Raw genomic sequence first — 16,809 nt, 5'->3', positions numbered from 1 at the left:
AACCTCGGGCCGCGACGAAGTTTCGCCATAGGCAAGCCGTAGCCGGGGCGCTAAGAGGGGGCCGAATTCCAGCCTGGCATCCCTAGGGCCGGATGATTTCAGATCGAATCGACCTGAAATCTGAATCCGGCTCTAAATCAAAGAGATAGAGCATGATGTCGTCCGAAAACCGCTTCACACTTTTCGGCATCATGCTCTAGCAAACCACGAAGCGCCCGCGATTTGACCGCTCAAAGTCCACTCAAACTGAAAGTCCAGCCAGCTGAGGTCACTGCGGTGCTGCGCCGCATCCTGGCCGAAAACGGTAGTGAATATCGCTGGACCTATGTCGTTGCCGTCGGCTGCCTGCTGATTGTTTCCGCCACCACCGCCTTCACGGCGTGGATCATGGCCCCGATGATCAACGAGATCTTCTACGAACGACGCGGCGACATGATCGTCTGGATCTGCGCCGGGTTCATGGCCGCCTCCGTGCTGCGCGGCTTCGCCGGTTACGGCCAGGCGGTCGCGTTGGCCAAGATCGGCAACAATCTGGTCGCCCGCTACCAGAAGCGCAGCTTCGACCATCTGATGAAGCTCGGCGTCGACTTCTTCAACGATACGCGTTCCGGTCGGCTGGCGGCACAGGTCAACGAGAATGTCGGCGGCGTTCGCGATCTGCTGTCGCTGACGCTGACCTCCATCAGCCGCGACGCGGTCTCGCTGATCGCCCTCGTTGGCGTCATGATCTACCAGGATCCGGTGTTGTCGCTCAGCTCGCTGCTGATCGGGCCGCCGCTGATCTGGGCCGTCGTCTACATCACCCGCCGATTGCGGCGCATCAACCGGGAATCGGTGCTGATCAACTCGCGGCTGAACGGGTCCGTACAGGAGGCCACGCAAGGCATCGCCATCGTCAAGGCCTTCACCCTGGAAGCCGAGCTGGCGCGCCGGATCGGCATCATGGCCGATACGGCCGAGCAGCGTAACAACAAGATCGCCCGGGTCGCGGAGCGGCTGTCGCCGATTTCCGAGATTTTGGGCGGTTTCGCCATTACCTCCGTCCTTGCCTATTCCGGCTACCGGGCGCTGGTGCTCGGACAACCACCAGGCGCTGTGTTTTCCTTCATCACCGCGCTGATCATGGCCTACGATCCGGCACGGCGCCTGGCTCGTACGCAGGTCGGTATGGAACGTGCCCTGGTCAACGCCCGGATGATTTACGAGCTGCTCGACCTGGAGCCTAAACAGGGCGATGCGCCCGACGCGGTCGAAGCCAGGATCACCACCGGCGAGGTTCGCTTCGACAATGTGACGTTCGGCTACAGCGCCGACATGCCGGTGATCAGGAACCTGAGTTTCACCGCCGCGGCCGGCAAGGTTACGGCGGTGGTCGGGGCCTCGGGTGCCGGCAAGACGACGCTCGTGGCGCTGCTGCAGCGCTTCTACGATGTCGACAAGGGTTCGATCGAGATCGATGGCCAGGACATTTCCAAAGTCACCAAGCACTCGCTGCGCGGCTCGATCGCCTATGTCTCGCAGGCGCCCTATCTGTTCGAAGGCAGCATACGCGACAACATCCGTTTTGGCCGACTTTCGGCGACCGACGCCGAGATCGAGCGGGCGGCGGTGCTGGCGGCGGCCGACGAGTTCATCCGTCAGCAGCCGCAGGGCTACGACACGCCCGTCGGCGAGGGCGGCTCGACCCTTTCCGGCGGCCAGCGCCAGCGCGTCTCGATTGCGCGGGCGATCGTGCGCAATGCGCCGATCCTTTTGCTCGACGAGGCGACCTCGGCGCTGGACAACGAGGCCGAAGCCCGCGTCCAGGAAGCGCTGACCCATGTGATGGAAGGGCGCACCACCATCGTCATCGCGCACCGCCTGTCGACGGTCGTCAACGCCGACCACATCATCGTACTTGAAGAGGGCCGCTTGGTCGAGGAAGGCAACCATGCCAGGCTGATGGCCGATCCGCACAGCGTCTATGCCCGCTTCCACCGCGTGCAGGGCAAGAGCGGGTTGGGGCTTGTCGACGACGCCCAGCCAATCCAAACTCCGGCATAGCCGCGCCAGCAAGGCGATCGGGAGAACAGCATGAGCGAATCCGGCGAAATGGGCTTGGTGGTGGTGGGGGCGGCCGGCCGCATGGGCCAGACGCTGATCCGCGCCATCCATTCGATCCCCGGCGCCCGCGTCGTCGGCGCGGTCGAACGAACCGGATCGCCCTATCTCGGCAGGGATGCGGGCGAGCTTGCCGGCATCGGCATCATCAATGTGACGATCGGCGACGATCCGCTGCCGGTGTTCGCCAAGGCCGACGGCGTGCTCGATTTCACCATGCCGGCAGCCACCGTCGAATTCGCAGGCTATGCCGCGCAGGCACGCATTGCCCATGTCATCGGCACCACCGGCTGCTCGGCGGAAGACGACGCCAGGATCGAGGCCGCGGCCCGCCACGCGACGATCGTCAAATCCGGCAATATGAGCCTCGGCGTCAATCTTCTGGCGGTGCTGGTCGAGCAGGCCGCGCGCGCGCTCGGTCCAGAGGATTTCGACATCGAGATCCTCGAAATGCATCACAAGCACAAGGTCGACGCGCCGTCGGGCACCGCCTTGCTGCTCGGCGAAGCGGCGGCGGCGGGACGCGGCATTTCCCTTGCCGGCAACGATGTGCGGTCACGCGACGGCCATACCGGCGTGCGCAAGCCAGGAACGATCGGCTTTGCCAGCTTGCGCGGTGGCTCGGTGGTCGGCGACCACAGCGTCATCCTGGCCGGAACCGCCGAGCGCATCATGCTGTCGCACCATGCCGAGGACCGCGCCATCTTTGCCCGCGGCGCGGTCAAGGCCGCGCTCTGGGCGCGCGGTAAAAAGCCCGGACTTTATTCCATGCGGGACGTGCTCGGCTTGAGCTAAACTATCCATAATTTTGAAGGAGCAAACATGTCGGGAACTCTCGTGCTCGTGCGCCACGGCCAGAGCGAATGGAACCTGAAGAACCTGTTCACCGGCTGGCGCGATGTCGACCTTACCGAGCAGGGCCACAAGGAGGCCAAGGAAGCCGGCCAGAAGCTCAAGGCACGCGGCTTGAAATTCGACATTGCCTTCACCTCGGCGCTGATCCGGGCGCAGAAAACCTGCCAGCACATTCTCGACGCGGTCGGCCAGAGCGATTTGAAGACGATCCGCGACCAGGCGCTGAACGAGCGCGACTACGGCGACCTCTCCGGTCTCAACAAGGATGACGCGCGTCAGAAGTGGGGCGAAGAGCAGGTGCACATCTGGCGCCGCTCCTACGACGTGCCGCCGCCCGGCGGCGAAAGCCTGAAGGACACCGGCGCCCGCGTCTGGCCCTATTATCTTCACGACATGCAGTCGCATGTGCTGAAAGGCGGCACCGTGCTGGTCGCCGCGCATGGCAATTCGCTGCGCGCACTGATCATGGCGCTGGACGGCAAGAGCGGCGAGGAGATCGTCAAGCTCGAGCTCGGCACCGGCGTGCCGGTGATCTACAAGCTCAACGCCGATTCCACTGTGGCGTCGAAGGACGTGCTGGAGGGGTGAGGTTTTCGGCCAGCGCATTCGCCAAGTCGGCGCTGCCCCTCATTGCCCTGCCGGGCAGTTCTCCCGGTATAGTGACGGGGAGAAAGGGCTGGCCGCAGCCTCGGCGCTCTTCTTGTGACGCAGGTGACCGGCGAAAATCATCGATGAGAGCGCCCCTCTCCCCGTCACTGTACGGGGAGAGGATGCCGGCAGGCAGGTGAGGGGCGGCGCTGACCCCCGGGAAACTAAGCCGGCAGGCAGCGGCCCTCGAAAAAGCGCGTTGACACATATCGTTTGCCCGCTTACATGAGCCCGCACCAGCCCAGATGGCGGAATTGGTAGACGCGCACGGTTCAGGTCCGTGTTCCGCAAGGAGTGGAGGTTCGAGTCCTCTTCTGGGCACCAAATTCCCGTTTCGGATAAGTCCGAAATGATTTAGACGCGAAGCAAAAAAGCCCGGTTCCCGGGCTTTTTTGCTGATGGATGACAGATAGTCCAGCGGAGGGTCAATGCGGCGGGCGAACCGCTTTCATTGCTTCTTCTTCGAGTGTCTGGAGCTTCTCCCGAATCTCCTCCGGCTCGGCATGCTCCAGGCCGACGACATCGTTTCTGGTCTCATTCAGCGAAACGATAATCTCATCAAGCTTGGCGTGAATGGCGGCCGTGTCGCGGTAACCCTGGATCAGCACAACGCCGGTGATCACGATGGCCGCTACCGACAATGCGTAGGTGACCACATTCGTCAGGCCGAATGGCACCAATGCAGTACAGAGCAGCATGGCTACAAGAAGGACGTAGAAGCCCGGTGGCCGGGATAGAAAGTCGCCCATCACAAACAGGAAGCGATTCATATCCAGGCCGCGGTCAAAAATGCCACGAGTGCGGTGACGGCTACGCAAATTGGAATTGCCGCGAGTAAGGCAGCTTCCAGGACCCAAGTTTCCTTGTCGCTAAACATCAGACATCCTCCCGTTCAGAAAACGGCTGCCCGTAGAGCCTTCACAGCGCAGCCACAGCCCGCCGCTCCTGATCGGCGCGGCGGGCTCGCGCGTTACTCGATGATCTGCACGACCTTGCGCGTGTCGGGATCGACGAGAACCGCATGATCTCCGACAACCGTATACTTGTAGCGGACATCCGGAACGTCGATTGCGTGGAGCTCGACAGTGTCGGGAAGTGCCGTGCCGACGTTGAGTTCGACGCCGAGCAAACTGACTGAGGCCAGCTTCTGCTTATGGATATATTCGCGAACGACCGTCTGTTGTTCGGGCTTGAGAACAATAACATCCTCGGCAAACGAGGTGCCGATGCCCGCCATAAGGACGAGGGCGCCGGCGGCGCTGACGAAATATCTGGTCATGGGAATTTCCTTTCATAGGTCAGTTCGGAAGCGTGGATACGAGCAGATCAGCCGCCACTCGCAGGGGCTGGGGCAGGTGCCGCAGGCTTTGCAGGTGCAGCCGGAGCTTCCACCTTTGGCGCTTCAACCTTGACGTCGATATCCTTGCCGCCGTCGCCGCGGATATTGATGACGCCGGTAAAAATAAGCAATACTACGACTGCAATAAGTGCAAGAACAACAGCAATTGCAGTGCCGCCCCCACCACCAGAATTAACAACAGTTGGGCCGTCGGCCATGTGTTCCTCTCCTGTTTTATTTAGTTGCATTTGGGAAACGCCTGCCCCGCTTGAACGTTCCGCCTCGGGACTTGGGTCTTAGCTGATATCCGACTTTGGTCTGGTTCGCCGCGGACTGAAGTCACAGGAACAATCTGGCTGATCTCAAGTTCGGTCCCTCGGCGAACAGGCGTGGTGCCGTCGCCGGATTACGCGAGGAGAAAACCATGAAAATCCACTTTGCAAGTGCCGCTGCAGGCTTGTTGCTTTTGGCTGGGGTCGGCGCCGCCGCAGCTCAGGATGTCGTCATCACACCGGAGCAGGATACGGTCGTCCGCGAATACGTAAAAAAGCAGCCGCTGGCTTCGGTGAAGATCCCGGGCGTGGAGCTGAACGTCGGCAGTGCCTTGCCTGATACGGTCGAGCTGCACGAAGTTCCCAACGTCAAATACCGCTACGTCGTGGTCGACAACCGCACCGTCCTGGTCGACCCCGGCACCCGGAAAATTGTGAAGGTCTACGACTGATCGAATAGCTGCCGCCCGCCGCCGGCCATGGCGGCGGGCAGCGGATTTCACGTTGCGCTCCAGGATGATCGAAGATGATCGATGACGTCGAGACATCGCCAGCCCTCGATACCCGCCTGGGTTCTCTCAGGGCGAGAATGCGCGATGCGCGCATAACAGAGGCCGACATGAAGACCTTTCAGAAAGTCGCATCCATCATGGTTGGCGGCAGTGGCCGCATCAGCGGCGATGACCTGATTGCAGCTTCGTTCGTCCTAGAGGACCAGCCGGAAGGCTTGTAAGGGGGAAGTACTCACGTCTGCAGGCTCCCGCAACGCTGATCCCAAGTGTTCTGGTGCTGAACACATTCCTGCTGCGGGCCGGCGTCGAAGGCGTGCCCGCTGGCGAGGTCGCGTCGCGCTCAAGCATCGTCCAGAACTCCATGTCGCCGCATGTGACGATACTCGGCCATGCTAGCTGATGCGGGCGCCATAGAAAATCACCGCGGCCGGCAGAACCGGGCAGGCCGGTCCAGAGCGTCGCCACGCCTATGGTCAGAAATGTCACCGAGGCCAGTTTGGTGCAGATCGGATGATGGTAGCGGGCGATCGCCATATCGACCGTACGGGCGCCGGCCTGGGAAGGACCCACCAGCGCGCCGAGGCCGACCGCCGCGCCCAGCGTGGTCGGCGCGCTGTTTGCCCTGCAACGCGGGGCTATGCGGCGTGCTCGCACAAGTTAGCTCCAGCTTGAGGCACGGCGTGAAGTCTCGGTGCTTGCCCCCACGATGGCGAGGTACGAAGTCAAAAGCGGTCAATGTGATTAGCGATCTACAGTCGACTTCAGCCGCCTTCGGATGATAGCGCCGCAATCACGAGATTTGTCGATAATAATCGATGTTAGGCTGTATTCGCGACTATCCCTCATAGTGGGCGATTAGATAAAATTGATATGATATCCCAGATTTGAGGAGATCGATCCATTCGGGCCGGCATCAGCATGATTGAACCGCAGCCACCGCAAGTTGACAGCGATCATCGGGCGGATCTGGTTTGGTACGAAGTCTTAATACGTCTCACCTAAGGTCCAACTTTGACTTCGGGAGCGCGAAGTTCGACAGACATATCTCCGCAGGTTACATTCGCCAGTCAGACAGCGCTCCGCACTCGAATGGATGTCTCTGAATGCCGGGCCTCACGCCTTCACGACCGCACCCGAGAACCTTGGGATGGATGGGCACGACAGCGCTCGCCATGGGTGGCAGCAATCAAAGCCTGTTTCTGATTGCCGCCCTTTTTGTCGGCCAGGGGAATATTCCCGGTCAAGGAAGCGCTGCGGTTCCTTTGCTGGTTGTTGGTCTGCTTCTAAGCTGGGCCGCCGCGCCTGCGTGGACCGAATTGGTTCTCATGTGGCCAAACCGCGTCGGCGGTATCTCTGCAGCGTGCGCCGAAGCCTTCCGACCTTACAGTCCCGTTCTCTCGGCTCTGACGGGCACCTGCTATTGGTGGGGTTGGGTGCCGACCTGCGGACTGACAGCGGTTCTTTCAGCGTCTGCAATCCAGCAATGGTACCTGCCGGGCCTCCCCGTGGAGGCGGTCGCCTGCGGGCTTATCGCATTCTTTACGGCGGTCAACCTGTGTGGAATCAAGTGGGTGGTCCAACTGGCGATCCCGATCGCCACTGCCTCCGCGACGCTTGCGTTTCTCTCATCCCTCGTCCCGGTCATCAGTGGCTCGGTCGACTGGCGGCAGGCGACGGATTTTGCCCTGACCAGCCCGTTTACCGGCCTGTTCGGCGACATCACGTCGGTGATGGCGGGACTGTACCTGATCGGGTTTGCCGCACCGGCATTTGAGGCTGCAGCCTGCCATGTTGGCGAAACCATCGATCCCAACCGCAACATTCCTCTGGCGATGTGGGCCAGCGCCGCAATGGCCGGCGTCTATTTCCTGGTCCTGCCGGTTGTCTGGCTGGGTGTGCTCGGGCCGGAGCCGCTCGGTACCGACCTCGCCATAGCTCTCGGGCCCACCTTTGCGCCCTTGTTGGGGAGTTTCGGCAAGGCGGCCGCCATCTGGCTCATCATGCTGAACATGTTCCATGGAACGTTGCAGCCATTGGCAGGCGCCGCGCGGACCCTTGCGCAGCTGAGCGAAGACGGCCTGCTGCCGAGCTTCCTGGCCAGGCGCACCTCAACAGATTGTCCCTGGGCGGCAACGCTGCTCACAGCTGCCGCGGCAATCGGCTTCATGCTGTGCGGGTATCCGCTCTGGATGATCGCCGCGGCCAATTTTACGTACCTGATCAGCATCTGCATGCCAAACATCGCAGTCTGGCTCTTGCGCCGTGATAGTCCCGAAGCCGAGCGACCCTTCCGGGCTCCCAGGGGAACGATCATCCTTGGCGTAGGCGCGGCTGCAATATGGCTGTTGACCGCCATACTGGGATTTCAGCAATTTGGCCTTCCTACCGTCCTGTTCGGTCTGGCTTTGGCATATTCGGGTGCTGCGCTCTACGCCTGGCGCACGATGGAGGATCGATACGCACTCGGTCTACCCTTGCTGCCACATACGCTTCACCTGAAGCTTACCGGAGCCATGCTTTTTGTGCTCGTGCTTGACGGTGCCGGCTATTTCCTGGCGATCGGCAGCGTTCCCCAAGGCGACACTTCATTGGTCGCCGCGCTGGAGGACATTTTTGTCGTTGTCGCGCTGCTGACCATCAGCGTTGGCCTGATCTTGCCGGGAATGATCACCCATTCGGCGACCGAGGTGAGCAACGCGGCAAAGCGTCTGACATCCGGAACGCTGAAGGATTTCTCTCTCGCCATGGTCGCCCTGGGGCGGGGAGACCTCGCTGCGGCGCATGCCTCCGTGAATATCATGCCGGTTACGGTAAACTCTCGTGACGAACTTGGAGAGATGGCCGAAAGCTTCAACCTGCTCCAGGACAAGGTGAGGGAAGCCGCCCACGGCCTGGACGACGCGCGCGAGAACATGAACGTAGCGCGCACCGAACTGATGGCACGGCACGAGGAAATCGCGCATCTCGCGCACCACGATCCGCTTACCGGCCTGGCGAACCGAGCCGCGCTTGCAGCACACCTGGCCACGACGCTCGAGCGCGCAAAAGCAACGCACGCCAGCTTTGCCGTCTTCAGCATCGACCTTGACCATTTTAAAGAGGCGAACGACGTTTTCGGGCACGCCGCCGGCGACGATCTGCTTTGCACCATCTCCCGGCGTCTCCAAACCGCGGCGCCTGAGGCGTTTATCGCGCGCATGGGCGGCGACGAGTTCACGGTTGTCCTGACCATGGATGACCGGTCCGCGAGTGCCAAGGATGTTGCGGACCGTCTGTTCGAATCGGCGGCAGGCAAATTCGAAATCCGGGGCCAGCACATTTCGATCGGGGTGAGCATCGGCGCGGCGATCTATCCGAAAGACGGAGAGAATGCCGCGGCGCTGATGGCAAATGCCGACGCAGCGCTCTACCGGGCCAAGGCGGACGGTCGCCGAATGGTGCAATTCTTCGATCCTGAGATGGATAAGCGGCTAAGAGAGCGCTACGCCTTGCAGCGAGATTTGCGCTCTGCGGTCGGCCATGGCGAACTTGTGCTTCATTATCAGCCGCAAGCCAGGATGGACGGCGAAATCTTTGGTTTCGAGGCACTCGCCCGATGGCACCATCCAAAGCATGGGCTCATCTCCCCAAACGCGTTTGTCTCGCTTGCCGAACAGGATGGCACGATCGTTGAGATAGGTGAATGGACGCTCAGGCAGGCGTGCAGAGACGCGGCCTCCTGGCCCTCACCGCTGCAGATCGCCGTCAACCTCTCTCCCGTGCAATTCCGTTTCGGGGACCTGGTAGGCCTCGTTCATTCTATCCTCTACGAGACCGGCCTTGCTCCGGGGCGGCTGGAACTGGAAATCACGGAAGGGGTTCTCATCCGCGACCGGGCAACTGCCTTGTCGGTTTTGCGGAGGTTGAAGGCGTTGGGCGTCAGGGTCTCGATGGATGATTTTGGCACCGGGTATGCCTCGCTGTCCTCGTTGCAGGCGTTTCCCTTCGACAAGATCAAGATCGATCGCAGTTTTGTTTCGGGTGTCGGCTCGAATGTCCAATCGGCCGCCATCGTGCGCACGATACTCAGCCTGGGGAATGCGCTGGCCTTGCCTGTCATCGCGGAGGGTGTCGAAACAGAGGACGAGCGTGCCTTCCTGATGAAGGAAGGATGTCCCGAAATCCAAGGATATCTGGTGGGGCGCCCGCATCCGATAGCGCTCTACAAAGATGTGACGAATGGGATTTCGCCAGGATCTGCCTTCGGGGAGCCCGAGGATACCACCGCACCTCAGGCGCTTGGCGTAACGCGATAGCCGCGGCGCCGTCCGTCGGCGCGCTGCTCTTGCAGCATACTGGTGAGCGAGGACTGCCGACGGTACTGCTCGGGCTCGCCCTTATAAAGGTCGCACTGGTCGGCGCGCTGTTTGCCTTGCAGCGCGGGGCCATGCGAAGCATCCGAACCAGCTGGCGCGGGAGCCACCTCCCCTTCCGGCCAGTCCTCCAACAAACCACTTCAAACCCGGCCGTCTCGGCGCTACGTTCGCACCTATGGCCCCACCCACCCAGCCGATCACCGTCACCCGCCGCGACCAGATGTTTCCCATCCTGGGCGACGCCGATATCGAGCGCATGCGCCGGTTCGGCGAGGCGAGTTCCTATGCCGCCGGCGAGCACATCGTCACCGCCGGCACTGTGGCGCCGGGGCTGATCGTCATCCTGTCGGGCACGGCCGATATCACCCAGGATGTCAGGCCCGGCCGGCGCGAGACCATCGTCACCCATGGCCCAGGCAATTTCATCGGCGAGCTGGCGCAGCTTTCCAGCCGGCCGTCGCTGGTCAATGCGGAGGCGGCCGAGCCGGTCGAGGCCTTCGTCATCCCCTCGCAGCGGCTGCGCGACCTGATGGTGCAGGAGGCAAGCCTTGGCGAGCGGATCATGCGGGCGCTGATCCTGCGCCGCGTCGGGCTTCTGGAAAGCGGCTCGAGCGGGCCGGTCGTCATCGGCCCGGCCGGCAATGGCGACACGCTGCGGCTGCAGGGATTTCTGCGCCGCAGCGGCCAGCCGCACCGCGCGCTCGATTCCGACAGCGACCCGTCCGCCAAGACGCTGATTGAGCATTTTCATGTTGACCCGCACCATCTGCCGATCGTGCTCTGCCCCAACGGCAAGCTGATGCACAATCCCGGCGAAACCGAACTTGCCCGCTGCATCGGCCTGCTGCGGCCGATCGATCCCGACATGGTCTATGACGTCGCCATTGTCGGCGCCGGGCCGGCGGGGCTGGCGGCCGCGGTCTATGCGGCATCCGAAGGGCTGTCGACCATCGTGCTCGATTGCCGCGCCTTCGGCGGCCAGGCCGGCGCCTCCGCGCGCATCGAGAACTATCTGGGTTTCCCCACCGGCATTTCCGGCATGGCGCTGATGGCGCGCGCCTACAACCAGGCGCAGAAATTCGGCGTCGAAATAGTCATCCCCGACGAGGCCAAGCTGCTCGGTGCAGCAGGCGAGGGCTACACGCTTACCGTCGGCGACGGTGAAAGCCTGCGCGCACGCACGGTGGTGATCGCCAGCGGCGCCCGCTACCGCCGCCTCGACATCGCCAAGCTGGCCGAGTTCGAGGGCACGTCGGTGCATTACTGGGCCTCGCCGATCGAAGCGCGGCTATGCACAGGGCAAGAAGTGGCGCTGGTCGGCGCCGGCAATTCGGCGGGGCAGGCGGCGGTCTATCTCGCCAGCCAGGTGCGCAAGGTGACGATGCTGGCGCGCCGCGGCGGCCTCAGGGAAACCATGTCGCGCTATCTGGTCGAGCGTATCGAGGCGCAACCCAACATCGAGGTGCTTGGCGAGACCGAGATCGAGGCGCTGGAAGGCGAAGGCGGCAATCTCACCCAGTTGCGTTGGCGCAACCCCGGCGGCGTCGAGATGCGGCCGATCCAGCATCTCTTCCTGTTCATCGGCGCCGACCCCAACACCGATTGGCTGGCTGGGTGCGATATCGCGCTCGACGCCAGGGGTTTCGTGCGCACCGGCGCCGACATAGGGGCGGGCCAGATGGAGACCAGCCGCAGCGGCGTGTTCGCCATCGGCGACGTGCGCGCAGGCTCGGTCAAGCGGGTCGCCGCCGCCGTCGGCGAAGGCGCCCAGGTGGTGGCTGCCTTGCACGCCTATCTCGCGCGACCCAACGCAGCAGCGCCCGAACTGGCCAGGAGAGCATAATGGATGAATGCAAACACACGCGCGACATCAAGACGGTGACGCCGAGCGCGCTCGGCTGCGAGGAGTGCCTGAAGAGCGGCTCCATGTGGGTGCATCTCAGGCTCTGCCGCACCTGCGGCCATGTCGGCTGCTGCGACGACTCGCCCAACCGCCACGCCACCAAGCATTTCCACGCCACCAAGCATCCGGTCATCGAAGGCTACGACCCGCCGGAAGGCTGGGCCTGGTGCTTTGTCGACGAGGCGTTCATCGACCTGGAAGGCGACGTGACGCCGCAGAACGGCCCGATCCCGAAGTTTTTCTGAGGCGGCCGTTCCCGGGCAGGCAAGCCGACGGCCGTGCCGCTATTTCACCGAGCCAGTAACCGTGCGGTCGAGGGCGTCGGGACTGTGGTCGTTGCCGGCAAGTGCGGCAATGATCAGAAGACTGGCGACGACCGGGACGAACAGGATGGCCACGCGGGCCTGTACATAAAAGATGGCTCGCCATTCGCTGCGCTTTTCCGGGCTGTTGTCCATCACACTCACTCTCGCCATGCCTCCCCGAGGCGGGACATAGCGGCGAAGGGTTAAGCAAAGGCTGCTGAATGTGTTAACGCGCGGCGGATTGGGATTTAATCTCGACGGTCAGCGCCGCCCCTCATTGTCATCGGTACGCATCCGGTACGCCTACCCCCGCAGCGCCTGCTCCAGATCGGCGATCAGATCATCGCCATCCTCTATCCCCGCCGACAACCGCACCAGCGAATCCGAAATGCCGATTTCCGCGCGCTTTTCCGCCGGGATCGAGCCGTGCGTCATCAGCGCCGGGTGTTCGATCAGGCTTTCGACGCCGCCGAGGCTTTCAGCCAGCGTGAACAGTTGCGTCCGTTCGAGGAAGCGTTTGGTGCCGGCGAGGTTGCGGTCGAGGTCGACCGAGATCATGCCGCCGAAGGCATGCATCTGTTGGACGGCGATGGCGTGCTGCGGATGGCTGGCCAGGCCGGGATAGACGACGCGGCGCACATCTTTTCGCGCCTCCAGCCACTGCGCAATCTTCAGGCCGTTCGTGGAATGCCGCTCCATCCTGAGCGCCAGTGTCTTGATGCCGCGCAGCGCGAGAAAACTGTCGAAGGGACTGGAGATGGCTCCGATGGCGTTCTGCAGGAATTTCAGCTGGGCGGCGAGGTCCTTGTTGTCACCGATGATGGCGACGCCGCCGACCATGTCGGAATGGCCGTTGAGATATTTCGTCGTCGAGTGGACGACGATGTCGATGCCGAGTTCCAGCGGCCTCTGGATGTAGGGGCTGCAGAACGTGTTGTCGGCGACCGTCAATACGCCCTTGCGCCTGGCGAGTGCCGCAACGCCTTCGAGGTCGACGATGCGCAGGAGCGGATTGGTGGGCGTTTCGACCCAGAGCAGTTTCGTCTCCGGACGGATAGCGGCTTCGACAGCGGCGAGGTCGGTAAAATCGACGAAGGAGACCTGCAGATTGGCCGAGCGCTTGCGCACCCGCTCCATCAGCCGGAACGAGCCGCCATAGATGTCGTCGGTGGCGACGATATGCGCGCCGCTGTCGAGCAATTCCAGCACCGTCGAGATCGCCGCCAGGCCGGAAGCAAAGGCAAAGGCGGCCGAGCCGCTTTCGAGATCGGCCACCGCGCGCTCGAAGGCGAAGCGGGTCGGGTTCTGGCTGCGGGCGTACTCAAACCCCTTGTGCACGCCGGGCGACTGCTGGCCATAGGTCGAGGTCGCGTAGATCGGCACCATCACCGCGCCGGTCAGCGGGTCATGGCTCTGGCCGCCATGGATGGTGCGCGTGGAAAAAGCCAGGCGGTTCTTGCCCGATGGGGGTGTTTCAGCAGTCATCGTGCGCGCCTCAAATGGTTGATCAGGTCGATACGGGTTATCAGGCCGACGAACTCGTCGCCATCGAAGATGATGGCGACCTCGTTGCGGTCGAACACCGGCAGCAGCGCATCCAGCGTCTGGCTGGCCTGCAGCGTGTGCAGATTGGAGGTCATGGCGGTGCGCACCGGGGCGTTGAAGCGGTCCCAGCGGCCGTCATAGGGGCCGTCGACCTTGGCCAATATATCGCCCTCATCGATAATGCCGACCAGCTTGCCGTTGTCCAGCACCGGCAGCTGCGAGACATCGGAGCGGCGCATGCGGCCATAGGCGTTGAGCAGGCTTTCGTCGGGGCCGACATAAACGGTGTCGCCGGTGCGGTGCGAGCGCATGACGAGGTCGCGCAGATCGCCATGCTGTTCCTGTTCGGCCAGCCCCTGCTCGGCCAGCCAGAAATCGTCGAACACCTTCGACAGGTACTTGTTGCCGCTGTCGCAGACGAAGGTGACGACGCGTTTTGCTGTCGTCTGCTCGCGGCAATAGCGCAGCGCGGCCGACAGCAGCGTGCCGGAAGACGAGCCGGCGAGAATGCCTTCCTTCGAAAGCAGGTCCCGCACGGCCAGCATGCTCTGCTTGTCTGGGATGGAATAGGCTTTCCTGACCAGCGACAGATCGGCATTGGGCGGCACGAAATCCTCGCCGATGCCTTCGACTGTCCAGCTGCCGGCCTCTTCCATCTTGCCGGTCTTGATCAGCGGCGCCAGCACCGATCCGACGGGATCGGCCAGCACCATTTCGGTCTTCGGCGACGTTCTGGCGAAGTAGCGGCCAAGCCCGGTCAGCGTGCCGCCGGAGCCAACGCCGACGACCACGGCGTCGAGGTCGCCATCGAGCTGGGCAAGGATTTCCGGTCCGGTGGTGGTCTCATGCGCCTCAGGGTTGGCCGAGTTGGCGAACTGGTTGGCGTAGAAGGCGCCGGGCGTTTCCGATGCGATCTTCTCGGCCATGTCCTGGTAATATTCGGCATGGCCCTTGCCGACATCGGAGCGGGTCATGCGCACTTCGGCGCCGAGCGCGCGCAGATGCTGGATCTTTTCGCGCGACATCTTGTCGGGCACGACGAGGATGATGCGGTAGCCCTTGGGGATGCCGACCTGGGCGAGGCCGAGGCCGGTATTCCCGGCGGTCGCCTCGACGATGGTGCCGCCGCGCTTCAGCTTGCCTTCCTTCTCGGCCGCGGCAATCATCGACAGCGCAATGCGGTCCTTGATCGAACCGCCGGGATTCTGGCTTTCGAGCTTGATGAACAGCCGGCACTTGCCGGTGTCGAATTTGGTCAGTTCGACCACCGGCGTCTGGCCGATGAGGTCGAGCACCGAGGCGTAGGGCGGACGCAGGCGGGATAACGCGCCGTCCGAACGGCCTGGCGCAGCTTTTCTGTGCTCACTCATGTCGATGTGCTCCCTTGAACAAGCGACCGCCTCGGGGGCAGAGCGGCAGCGTAGCTTCTTTTCCGGCCGTTTGCAGTCGGAAAGAAGGTAGATCGTGCCAATCAACCGGCGAGAGGGGGAATGGAATTCCAGTTTGACGCCGGCTTTGGACTCAAGCCAAACACCCTCCGTAGCCATCCTTCCCACCCCCCTCTGAGGGGCGTGCTATCCCGCCGACGTCAACAGCTTTACCTGAGCAGCTGCTTGCTCAGCCTAGCGCATTGCACGCGGATGTCGGGGATGGCGTCGATCTCGAAGAAGGTGCCGCGGGTCAGCGGCCCGACGGCGAGGATCTTGGCCGATGCGGTGCCGTCGCCGGCGATGATTTCGCATTTGGCTGTGACATCGAGACCAAGCCGCAGCGGGTCGGGCCGCGCCAGGCCTCGGTCGACCAGCGAACGCACGACGCTGTTCGACGTCGTCGAGATGTCGCGGGCGATGCCGGTGCAATCATAGATGCGCGCGACCTGCAGCGTTTCCAGCGCCTTTGTGTGGCGGGACTGGATGCCGACGGTGAATCCATCGCCGGCCTCGATGCCGACGACACGGCCGGCGACCGGGCGGATGCGGCCGGTGCGCACCGCCTCGGTGACGCGGGCATGCACCTCGGGCGCCAGCCGATGGCGATGGATGTCCCACCAGGCCTTGGTGTGCTCGACGAAGCGGCGTTTGGCCGAGGACGGCCAGTTCTGCCAGATCTTCTGATTGAAGGGTCGCAGTCCATCGACGACGTCACGCCAGTCGATGCCGGCCTTCTGGTTTTCTCGGATCAGGTCGCGGAACCAGCCGACGAAATAGGAGAGCTGCGTGCCGAGCGGAATGTCGGCGACGTCGAGCTTGATCGGGTTGCCCTTGCGGTGCGGCGACGGCAGCAGGCCGCGCCGCGACACGGCGACGATCTCGCCGCGATGGCCGCGCTGCTCGAGCGACAGAAAGGCATCAACCATGCTGAGCCCGGTGCCCAGCACCAGCACGCGGGCTTCAGGATCGAGCGCGGTGTCGGCCTCGGTGCCCATGCGGATGGCATGACCTTGGCCGGCGCCGGGCTGCTCGTCATGGCCGGTGGCAAGCACCGCCAGATGCGCGACGACGCTGGTGCCGTTGGCCAGCACCACTTCGACACCGGACGATGTCGGCGAGATCGACAGGCTTTCCTCGCGAATCAGCCTGAGACGGCCGGTTTCCTGTTCGCGCGCTTCGAGCTCGTCGAGCACTTCCTTGAGGTAGCGGGCGTAGACGCTGCGGGGTGCATAGAACGGTGTCTGCGGCGTCTGTTCCTGGCTTATCAGGTCGCGCCCCTGCAACCAGCGCCAGAAATTCAGGGGATCGTCGGCATAGGCGCTCATCCCCGCGGCGCTGACATTCAGCACGTGCGCCGATAAGAGCGTCGAATAGGCGATGCCCTGGCCGAAATGCGGACGCTTTTCGATCAGCGTGACGCGAAGGTCCGGGTTGGGCGACTTCAGCAGATGAGCGGCCAACACGACGCCGCTGGCGCCGCCGCCGACGATGATGATCGAGCTGGGGATGATCGAATTGGCGCGCGCGACGCTCATGCGAGCACGC

General features: G+C 63.0%; 16 protein-coding genes and 1 tRNA gene. 10 read left to right on the top strand and 7 right to left on the bottom strand.

Annotated features, from left to right (window positions below):
- The first annotated feature begins 222 nt into the window (after positions 1 to 222).
- The 4 genes from NKI32_RS02930 to NKI32_RS02915 all read left to right on the top strand — a co-directional run bounded on the left by NKI32_RS02930 (position 223) and on the right by NKI32_RS02915 (position 3,927).
- Complete coding sequence (locus NKI32_RS02930) at positions 223 to 2,043, top strand: ABC transporter ATP-binding protein (protein ID WP_050588571.1); 1,821 nt, start codon at positions 223 to 225, stop codon at positions 2,041 to 2,043.
- Between the two features lie 30 nt (positions 2,044 to 2,073).
- Positions 2,074 to 2,895, top strand: a complete 822-nt coding sequence (dapB, locus tag NKI32_RS02925; RefSeq protein ID WP_023672119.1) for a 4-hydroxy-tetrahydrodipicolinate reductase — start codon at positions 2,074 to 2,076, stop codon at positions 2,893 to 2,895.
- Between the two features lie 27 nt (positions 2,896 to 2,922).
- A complete protein-coding gene (locus tag NKI32_RS02920; RefSeq protein WP_023672068.1) occupies positions 2,923 to 3,543 on the top strand; it encodes a 2,3-bisphosphoglycerate-dependent phosphoglycerate mutase in 621 nt (206 codons plus the stop codon).
- Positions 3,544 to 3,842: 299 nt separating this feature from the next.
- Positions 3,843 to 3,927: transfer RNA gene (locus tag NKI32_RS02915), tRNA-Leu, on the top strand.
- Between the two features lie 101 nt (positions 3,928 to 4,028).
- On the opposite strand, the gene NKI32_RS02910 is transcribed toward NKI32_RS02915, so the two are convergent.
- From NKI32_RS02910 to NKI32_RS02900, 3 genes are all read right to left on the bottom strand, one after another.
- Complete coding sequence (locus NKI32_RS02910; protein ID WP_023672069.1) at positions 4,029 to 4,373, bottom strand: low affinity iron permease family protein; 345 nt, start codon at positions 4,371 to 4,373, stop codon at positions 4,029 to 4,031.
- A 200-nt stretch (positions 4,374 to 4,573) separates the two neighbouring features.
- On the bottom strand, positions 4,574 to 4,882 hold the full coding sequence (locus tag NKI32_RS02905) for a DUF1236 domain-containing protein (RefSeq protein WP_023672071.1): 309 nt from the start codon (positions 4,880 to 4,882) through the stop codon (positions 4,574 to 4,576).
- Between the two features lie 47 nt (positions 4,883 to 4,929).
- Complete coding sequence (locus NKI32_RS02900; protein ID WP_245272152.1) at positions 4,930 to 5,190, bottom strand: hypothetical protein; 261 nt, start codon at positions 5,188 to 5,190, stop codon at positions 4,930 to 4,932.
- A gap of 176 nt (positions 5,191 to 5,366) precedes the next feature.
- On the opposite strand from NKI32_RS02900, the gene NKI32_RS02895 reads away from it, so the two are divergent.
- The 6 genes from NKI32_RS02895 (at position 5,367) to NKI32_RS02870 (ending at position 12,229) form a co-directional block, all read left to right on the top strand.
- Positions 5,367 to 5,666, top strand: coding sequence for a DUF1236 domain-containing protein (locus NKI32_RS02895; RefSeq protein WP_023672073.1), 300 nt, complete (start codon positions 5,367 to 5,369; stop codon positions 5,664 to 5,666).
- Between the two features lie 74 nt (positions 5,667 to 5,740).
- Positions 5,741 to 5,947: a hypothetical protein gene (locus NKI32_RS02890; RefSeq protein ID WP_023681214.1), complete on the top strand. Its 207-nt coding sequence runs from the start codon at positions 5,741 to 5,743 to the stop codon at positions 5,945 to 5,947.
- 53 nt (positions 5,948 to 6,000) lie between these two features.
- Positions 6,001 to 6,126 (top strand): hypothetical protein, encoded by a 126-nt coding sequence (locus tag NKI32_RS02885; protein WP_353001790.1) that lies wholly within the window; start codon positions 6,001 to 6,003, stop codon positions 6,124 to 6,126.
- Positions 6,127 to 6,829: 703 nt separating this feature from the next.
- On the top strand, positions 6,830 to 10,021 hold the full coding sequence (locus tag NKI32_RS02880; protein WP_353001789.1) for an amino acid permease: 3,192 nt from the start codon (positions 6,830 to 6,832) through the stop codon (positions 10,019 to 10,021).
- 235 nt (positions 10,022 to 10,256) lie between these two features.
- A complete protein-coding gene (locus tag NKI32_RS02875; RefSeq protein ID WP_352626672.1) occupies positions 10,257 to 11,924 on the top strand; it encodes an FAD-dependent oxidoreductase in 1,668 nt (555 codons plus the stop codon).
- Positions 11,924 to 12,229 (top strand): UBP-type zinc finger domain-containing protein, encoded by a 306-nt coding sequence (locus NKI32_RS02870; protein WP_023698083.1) that lies wholly within the window; start codon positions 11,924 to 11,926, stop codon positions 12,227 to 12,229. The genes NKI32_RS02875 and NKI32_RS02870 overlap by 1 nt, the downstream gene beginning before the upstream one ends.
- Positions 12,230 to 12,268: 39 nt before the next feature.
- Here the strand turns inward: NKI32_RS02870 and NKI32_RS02865 are convergent, their stop codons facing one another.
- The 4 genes from NKI32_RS02865 to NKI32_RS02850 all read right to left on the bottom strand — a co-directional run bounded on the left by NKI32_RS02865 (position 12,269) and on the right by NKI32_RS02850 (position 16,799).
- The gene (locus tag NKI32_RS02865; RefSeq protein WP_196813750.1) at positions 12,269 to 12,460 is read right to left on the bottom strand and encodes a hypothetical protein; all 192 of its coding nucleotides are present in this window, start codon (positions 12,458 to 12,460) and stop codon (positions 12,269 to 12,271) included.
- Between the two features lie 132 nt (positions 12,461 to 12,592).
- Entirely contained in the window at positions 12,593 to 13,774 is a 1,182-nt protein-coding gene (locus NKI32_RS02860) for a trans-sulfuration enzyme family protein (protein WP_353001788.1), read from the bottom strand.
- Entirely contained in the window at positions 13,771 to 15,204 is a 1,434-nt protein-coding gene (locus NKI32_RS02855) for a pyridoxal-phosphate dependent enzyme (protein WP_352626678.1), read from the bottom strand. The genes NKI32_RS02860 and NKI32_RS02855 overlap by 4 nt, the downstream gene beginning before the upstream one ends.
- 227 nt (positions 15,205 to 15,431) lie before the next feature.
- On the bottom strand, positions 15,432 to 16,799 hold the full coding sequence (locus NKI32_RS02850) for an FAD/NAD(P)-binding protein (protein WP_353001787.1): 1,368 nt from the start codon (positions 16,797 to 16,799) through the stop codon (positions 15,432 to 15,434).
- Positions 16,800 to 16,809: the final 10 nt, after the last annotated feature.

This window comes from Mesorhizobium sp. M0761, assembly GCF_040320205.1.
Lineage (GTDB): Bacteria > Pseudomonadota > Alphaproteobacteria > Rhizobiales > Rhizobiaceae > Mesorhizobium.
The sequence above is the reverse complement of the archived record's forward strand: the minus strand, read 5'-3'. Positions and strand labels throughout refer to the sequence as shown.

Bases quoted from the DNA above. Each gene is read 5' to 3' on its own strand.
- dapB (WP_023672119.1), top strand. From the start codon at position 2,074: ATGAGCGAATCCGGCGAAATGGGCTTGGTGGTGGTGGGGGCGGCCGGC.
- NKI32_RS02920 (WP_023672068.1), top strand. From the start codon at position 2,923: ATGTCGGGAACTCTCGTGCTCGTGCGCCACGGCCAGAGCGAATGGAAC.
- NKI32_RS02910 (WP_023672069.1), bottom strand. From the start codon at position 4,373: ATGAATCGCTTCCTGTTTGTGATGGGCGACTTTCTATCCCGGCCACCG.
- NKI32_RS02905 (WP_023672071.1), bottom strand. From the start codon at position 4,882: ATGACCAGATATTTCGTCAGCGCCGCCGGCGCCCTCGTCCTTATGGCG.
- NKI32_RS02900 (WP_245272152.1), bottom strand. From the start codon at position 5,190: ATGCAACTAAATAAAACAGGAGAGGAACACATGGCCGACGGCCCAACT.
- NKI32_RS02895 (WP_023672073.1), top strand. From the start codon at position 5,367: ATGAAAATCCACTTTGCAAGTGCCGCTGCAGGCTTGTTGCTTTTGGCT.
- NKI32_RS02890 (WP_023681214.1), top strand. From the start codon at position 5,741: ATGATCGATGACGTCGAGACATCGCCAGCCCTCGATACCCGCCTGGGT.
- NKI32_RS02880 (WP_353001789.1), top strand. From the start codon at position 6,830: ATGCCGGGCCTCACGCCTTCACGACCGCACCCGAGAACCTTGGGATGG.
- NKI32_RS02875 (WP_352626672.1), top strand. From the start codon at position 10,257: ATGGCCCCACCCACCCAGCCGATCACCGTCACCCGCCGCGACCAGATG.
- NKI32_RS02870 (WP_023698083.1), top strand. From the start codon at position 11,924: ATGGATGAATGCAAACACACGCGCGACATCAAGACGGTGACGCCGAGC.
- NKI32_RS02865 (WP_196813750.1), bottom strand. From the start codon at position 12,460: ATGGCGAGAGTGAGTGTGATGGACAACAGCCCGGAAAAGCGCAGCGAA.
- NKI32_RS02860 (WP_353001788.1), bottom strand. From the start codon at position 13,774: ATGACTGCTGAAACACCCCCATCGGGCAAGAACCGCCTGGCTTTTTCC.
- NKI32_RS02855 (WP_352626678.1), bottom strand. From the start codon at position 15,204: ATGAGTGAGCACAGAAAAGCTGCGCCAGGCCGTTCGGACGGCGCGTTA.
- NKI32_RS02850 (WP_353001787.1), bottom strand. From the start codon at position 16,799: ATGAGCGTCGCGCGCGCCAATTCGATCATCCCCAGCTCGATCATCATC.